1 protein-coding gene is annotated in these 966 nt (G+C 74.2%); it reads left to right on the top strand.

Annotation, left to right across the window (positions count from 1 at the left end; genetic code table 11):
- Window positions 1-73 precede the first annotated feature (73 nt).
- Window positions 74-966: site-2 protease family protein (locus tag HUX53_RS36405; protein WP_309237606.1), on the top strand; the 893-nt coding region annotated here is incomplete at its 3' end.

Genomic DNA, 966 nt, shown 5'->3' with positions numbered 1-966 from the left:
TCCTCGCCAGCCGGGAGGAGGAGCGCCGGACCGGGCGGCACGACCCGCCCGCCGGGGCCGTAGCATCGAGGGCGTGACGAACAGCGCGCCCCCGACCCAGGGCAGGACACCCGCCGGAGGCCCCGGCCACGACGACGGCCGCACCCCCCGCCCCGGCCTCTCCATGGGCCGCGTCCTCGGCGTCCCCGTCTACGTCTCACCCAGCTGGTTCCTCGTCGCCGTCCTCGTCACCGTCATGTTCGAAGGCCAGGTCCACGACGTCGTCGAACGCCCCCTCAGCTACCTCGTCGCCTTCACCTACGCCGTCCTCCTCTACGGCTCCGTCTTCGTCCACGAACTCAGCCACGCCGTCACCGCCCGCATCTTCGGACTCCCCGTCCGCTCCGTCACACTGCACGTCCTCGGCGGCGAAACCGCCATCGAACGCGAAGCCCCCACCCCCGGCCGCGAATTCCTCATCGCCTTCGCCGGACCCCTCACCAACCTCGTCCTCGCCGGACTCGGCCTCCTCGCCCACGCCACCCTCGCCCTCCCCGGCGTCGCGCTCCTCCTCCTCGAAGCCCTCACCTTCGCCAACCTCCTCGTCGGCCTGTTCAACCTCCTGCCCGGCCTCCCCCTCGACGGCGGACGCCTCGTCCGCGCCGCCGTCTGGAAGGCCACCGGACGCAGCCGCAGCGGCGCCATCTTCGCCGGCTGGGTCGGCCGCGCCGTCGCCATCGGCTGCCTCATCGTCGGCGCCTACCTCGCCACCTACACCACCACCGCCGCCGACGGCGGCATCGGCTGGCTCGCCCTCCTCTGGTCCGCCCTCATCGCCTCCTTCATCTGGGTCGGCGCCACCCAGGCCATCCGCGCCGAACGCGTCCGCGACCGCATCCCCCTGCTGTCGGCCCGCCGCCTCGCCCGCCGCGCCGCCCTCGTCACCGCCGACACCCCCCTCGCCGAGGCCATCCGCCGCGCCCACGC

The organism is Actinomadura sp. BRA 177 (assembly GCF_013372625.1).
Classification (GTDB): Bacteria; Actinomycetota; Actinomycetes; order Streptosporangiales; family Streptosporangiaceae; genus Spirillospora.
This window is presented reverse-complemented; position numbering and strand designations above follow the sequence as displayed.